This is a genomic window from Actinomycetota bacterium, assembly GCA_005774595.1.
In the GTDB taxonomy this organism is placed as follows: Bacteria; Actinomycetota; Coriobacteriia; order Anaerosomatales; family D1FN1-002; genus D1FN1-002.
On record VAUM01000218.1, the window covers coordinates 1 to 3,360 of the forward strand.

At 70.0% G+C, this 3,360-nt stretch carries 4 protein-coding genes and 1 other RNA gene; 3 read left to right on the forward strand and 2 right to left on the reverse strand.

The window, feature by feature from the left end:
* Positions 1-744, reverse strand: a 744-nt coding sequence (locus FDZ70_08140; protein ID TLM72825.1) for a hypothetical protein, incomplete at its 3' end; no start/stop codon positions are given.
* A 153-nt stretch (positions 745-897) separates the two neighbouring features.
* Here FDZ70_08140 and FDZ70_08145 point away from each other — a divergent pair.
* Positions 898-1,959, forward strand: a complete 1,062-nt coding sequence (locus tag FDZ70_08145) for a M42 family metallopeptidase (GenBank protein ID TLM72826.1) — start codon at positions 898-900, stop codon at positions 1,957-1,959.
* Between the two features lie 49 nt (positions 1,960-2,008).
* On the opposite strand, the gene FDZ70_08150 is transcribed toward FDZ70_08145, so the two are convergent.
* Entirely contained in the window at positions 2,009-2,377 is a 369-nt protein-coding gene (locus tag FDZ70_08150) for a hypothetical protein (protein ID TLM72827.1), read from the reverse strand.
* An 18-nt stretch (positions 2,378-2,395) separates the two neighbouring features.
* Between FDZ70_08150 and smpB the strand changes: the two genes are divergently transcribed.
* On the forward strand, positions 2,396-2,902 hold the full coding sequence (gene smpB, locus FDZ70_08155; protein TLM72828.1) for an SsrA-binding protein SmpB: 507 nt from the start codon (positions 2,396-2,398) through the stop codon (positions 2,900-2,902).
* 137 nt (positions 2,903-3,039) lie between these two features.
* Positions 3,040-3,360: a transfer-messenger RNA gene (gene ssrA, locus FDZ70_08160) on the forward strand; the annotation flags it as partial.

The following is a 3,360-nucleotide window of genomic DNA, read 5'->3' on the forward strand; positions in this document are numbered from 1 at the left end:
CGCGTACACTGCAGCGAGGTTCTCGAGCCGCATCGCGAGCTGAAGACCCGTCTCGCCACGCGCCTCCATCCCGTCGATCGAGTCGCGCAGCAGGCCCTCGGCCTCCTCGTAGCGGCCTTGCGCGAGCAGGATGGTCGAGACGTCGAGCTCGGCGATGATAGCCGGGCGGCTCGTGGGCCCGAGCTCAGCGGCGAAGATGTCGAGCGCCGCGCACAGGTGCTCCTCGGCATCGAGGAACAGCCCGTGCTGCATCTCCGCGCGCCCGAGGCGTTGCAGCGTCGGCGCCGTCTGCAGCGAGTTCGCGCCGTGCGCCTGCGACGACACGGCGAGCAGGTGGCCGAGGGTACGCGCGGCGTTCTCGCCCTCGCCAAGCGCCTCGTACGCCTGATAGAGGTTCTCGTACACGGCCTCGAGCTCCGGTGCGTCCATGCCGAAGACCCGATCGAACAGTTCGAGCGCGGTCTCGTACTTGCGCGCGGCGGGTTCGGGGTTGCCCTGGCGCATGAGCGCGTTGCCGCGCACGAGCGCGTCGCACGCCTCCTTGTACTTCGGCCCGGCCCACGACGGCACGCGCGCGCCCGAGGGCGCGCCCGCGAGCGGGACGTTGAGGTTGCAGGCGAGGTCCTCGGCGGTGGGCGCCGGTGCGCACGGGACGGTCTCCTCGACGCGCGGGAACTTCGCGAGGCACAGCGAACAGAACGTCGCTTGCTCGGAGTTCTCGGCCCCGCAGTTCGGACAGTCCACGCGCACGCCCTCCGTCGGTCTGCGCCGCACCGCACGCGCGCGGCCCGGCGCAAGTGTACCCGAGCGAAGGGCGCGCGCGGCCGCGTGCGCTAGACTGACGACGCCCGCGCGTCCCGCCGGACCTCTCCCGGCCCGACCCGAAAGGCGGCGCTCATGCGCGCAGCCGACCTGAAGTTCCTCACCGCTCTCATCGACGCGCCGTCGCCGTCGGGCTATGAGCAGCCCGCCGCGGCGGTGTTCCGCGAGTGGGTCGGCAAGCACGCCGACAGCGTGGCCACCGACGTCATGGGCTCGGTCCACGCCACGCTGACCGGCTCCGATGGCGGCCCGAGCGTCATGCTCGCCGGCCATGTCGACGAGATCGGCTTCATGGTCAACTACGTCACGGCCGAGGGGTACCTCGCGTTCGCCTCGATCGGCGGAGTCGATGCGGCCGTCCTGCCGGGGATGCGCGTGCGCGTGCACACCGCCAAGGGCGCGCTGCTCGGCGTCATCGGGCGCATGCCGATCCACCTGCTCGACGAGGACGACCGCAAGTCGGTCACGAAGATGCACAAGCTCTTCATCGACCTCGGGCTGCCGGCCGCCGACGTGAAGAAGCGCGTGCGCGTGGGCGACCCGGTCACGCTCGCGGTGGGGCTGGAGACGTTCGGGAGCGGCATGGCGGTCTCGCGCGGGTTCGACGACAAGGTCGGCGCGTTCGTCTGCGCGCGCGTGCTCGCCGAGGTGAAGAAGGCCGGCGGGGCGAAGGGCGACCTCGTCGCCGCGGCGACCGTGCAGGAGGAGATCGGCCTGCGCGGCGGGCACACGTCCGCGTACGCGATCGACCCGGTGGTCGGCATCGCGGTGGAGGTCACGCACGCCACCGACTACCCCGACGTCGACAAGCGCCGCCACGGCGAGGTCGAGTGCGGCAAGGGTCCGGTCGTCACGCGCGGCGCCAACATCAACCCGAAGGTGTTCGACCTGCTGTGCGCCGCCGCGAAGAGGGCGAAGGTGCCGTTCCAGGTCGAAGGCGAGCCGCGCGGCACCGGCACGGACGCGAACGTCATCCAGCTCACCAAGGCCGGCAAGGCCGCCGGGCTGGTGAGCATCCCGCTGCGCTACATGCACACGCCCACCGAGGTGCTCGCGCTCGCGGACGTCGAGCACGCGGTCGCACTGCTGACGCGGTTCGTGCTCGACCTCAAAGCCGGGACGGACTTCACGCCGTAGCGCGCGGGGGCGCGCGGCGTCCCGCTGGCCGGGTGCCCCGCCGCGCCCCCTAGTACCCGCCGAGCGAGTTCTGCAGCGACGGGATGAGCGCCGCGATCCCCGCGCCGAAGATGAGCGTGAGGATGATGCTGATCACGGTCATCACGAGGCCCACGATCAGGCCGATGACCAGCGACGACACGAAGTAGTGGCCGAACACGGCCCACGCGCGCTGCATGAAGCGCGGGCTGATCAGGTTGGTGTGCGGGATGCGCGCCTCGAGTGCGGCGATGCGCTGCTCCAGGTACATGATCCGCTGCGAGTCGCTGTACTGCACGGGCTGCTGCGGCTGGTACGCCGCGGGCTGCTGCGGATAGTAGCCGCCGTCCATCTCGTCCTCCTCGTGCGAGCCGGCCGGGTCGTCGCCCCATGCTAGCATTCAGCGGTGCGGCGCCCGATGAGGGGCGCACGGACCGACGCGAGCGGGACCCAAGTGACCAAGGACGATCGGCTCATAGCCTCCAACAAGAGGGCCTACCACGACTACTTCGTCGAGGAGACCTTCGAGGCGGGCATCGCGCTGACGGGGACCGAGGTGAAGTCCCTGCGGCAGCACGGTGCGCAGATGCGCGACTCGTTCGCCGTGATCAGGCGCAGCGAGGCGTGGCTGCACGGGGTCCACATCTCGCCCTACAGCCACGGCAACCGCGCCAACGTCGACCCGGACCGCATCCGCAAGTTGCTGCTCCACGCCAAGCAGATCCGTTACCTCGGCGCCAAGACCAAGGAGCGCGGGTACACGCTCGTGCCGCTGCGCATCTACTTCAACGAGCGCAACATCGCCAAGCTCGAGCTCGGGCTGTGCCGGGGCAAGCACACCTACGACAAGCGCGATTCCATCGCCAAGCGCGACCAGGAGCGCGACGTCCAGCGCGCGCTGCGGGAGCGGCAGAAGGGCGAGTAGCGCGGCCGTGCGCGTGCGGGTGAACCCGCAGGTCACGAAGCACATCCGTGCGCGTGTCCGTGGCGGCGCGTATAATCCGCAACGCTCTCCGGATGGAGGGTCGGCACGTTGACAGAAGACCGTGCCCACGAACTCGTGGGGGTGACCGGTTTCGATATGGCAGTTCTGAGAGAGGAAGCAGGCCGAGGTCTCCTCACCTCGCTAAACAGGGGTAAACGACGCGCAAGCGCCAACAACGATCTCGCCCTCGCCGCCTAGACAGCGGTGAGCGTCGCCCGGCACGAGTCCCCGGTGCCGGATGCGACGTCATCAGGGGACTACCGGGGCCGCTGACGCGGGTATGCGGCCAGGGAACGTGATCTCGCTGGGGAAGGGCACGCTCGTCACGGTGTGTAGCCCGACCCGAGACCTCAAACCGTGACTGAGCCTGGAGACGCCTCTCAGGGAGCTGGCATACA

Coding starts and splice junctions, on each gene's coding strand:
- FDZ70_08145 (TLM72826.1), top strand. CDS start 898: ATGCGCGCAGCCGACCTGAAGTTCCTCACCGCTCTCATCGACGCGCCG.
- FDZ70_08150 (TLM72827.1), bottom strand. CDS start 2,377: ATGCTAGCATGGGGCGACGACCCGGCCGGCTCGCACGAGGAGGACGAG.
- smpB (TLM72828.1), top strand. CDS start 2,396: ATGAGGGGCGCACGGACCGACGCGAGCGGGACCCAAGTGACCAAGGAC.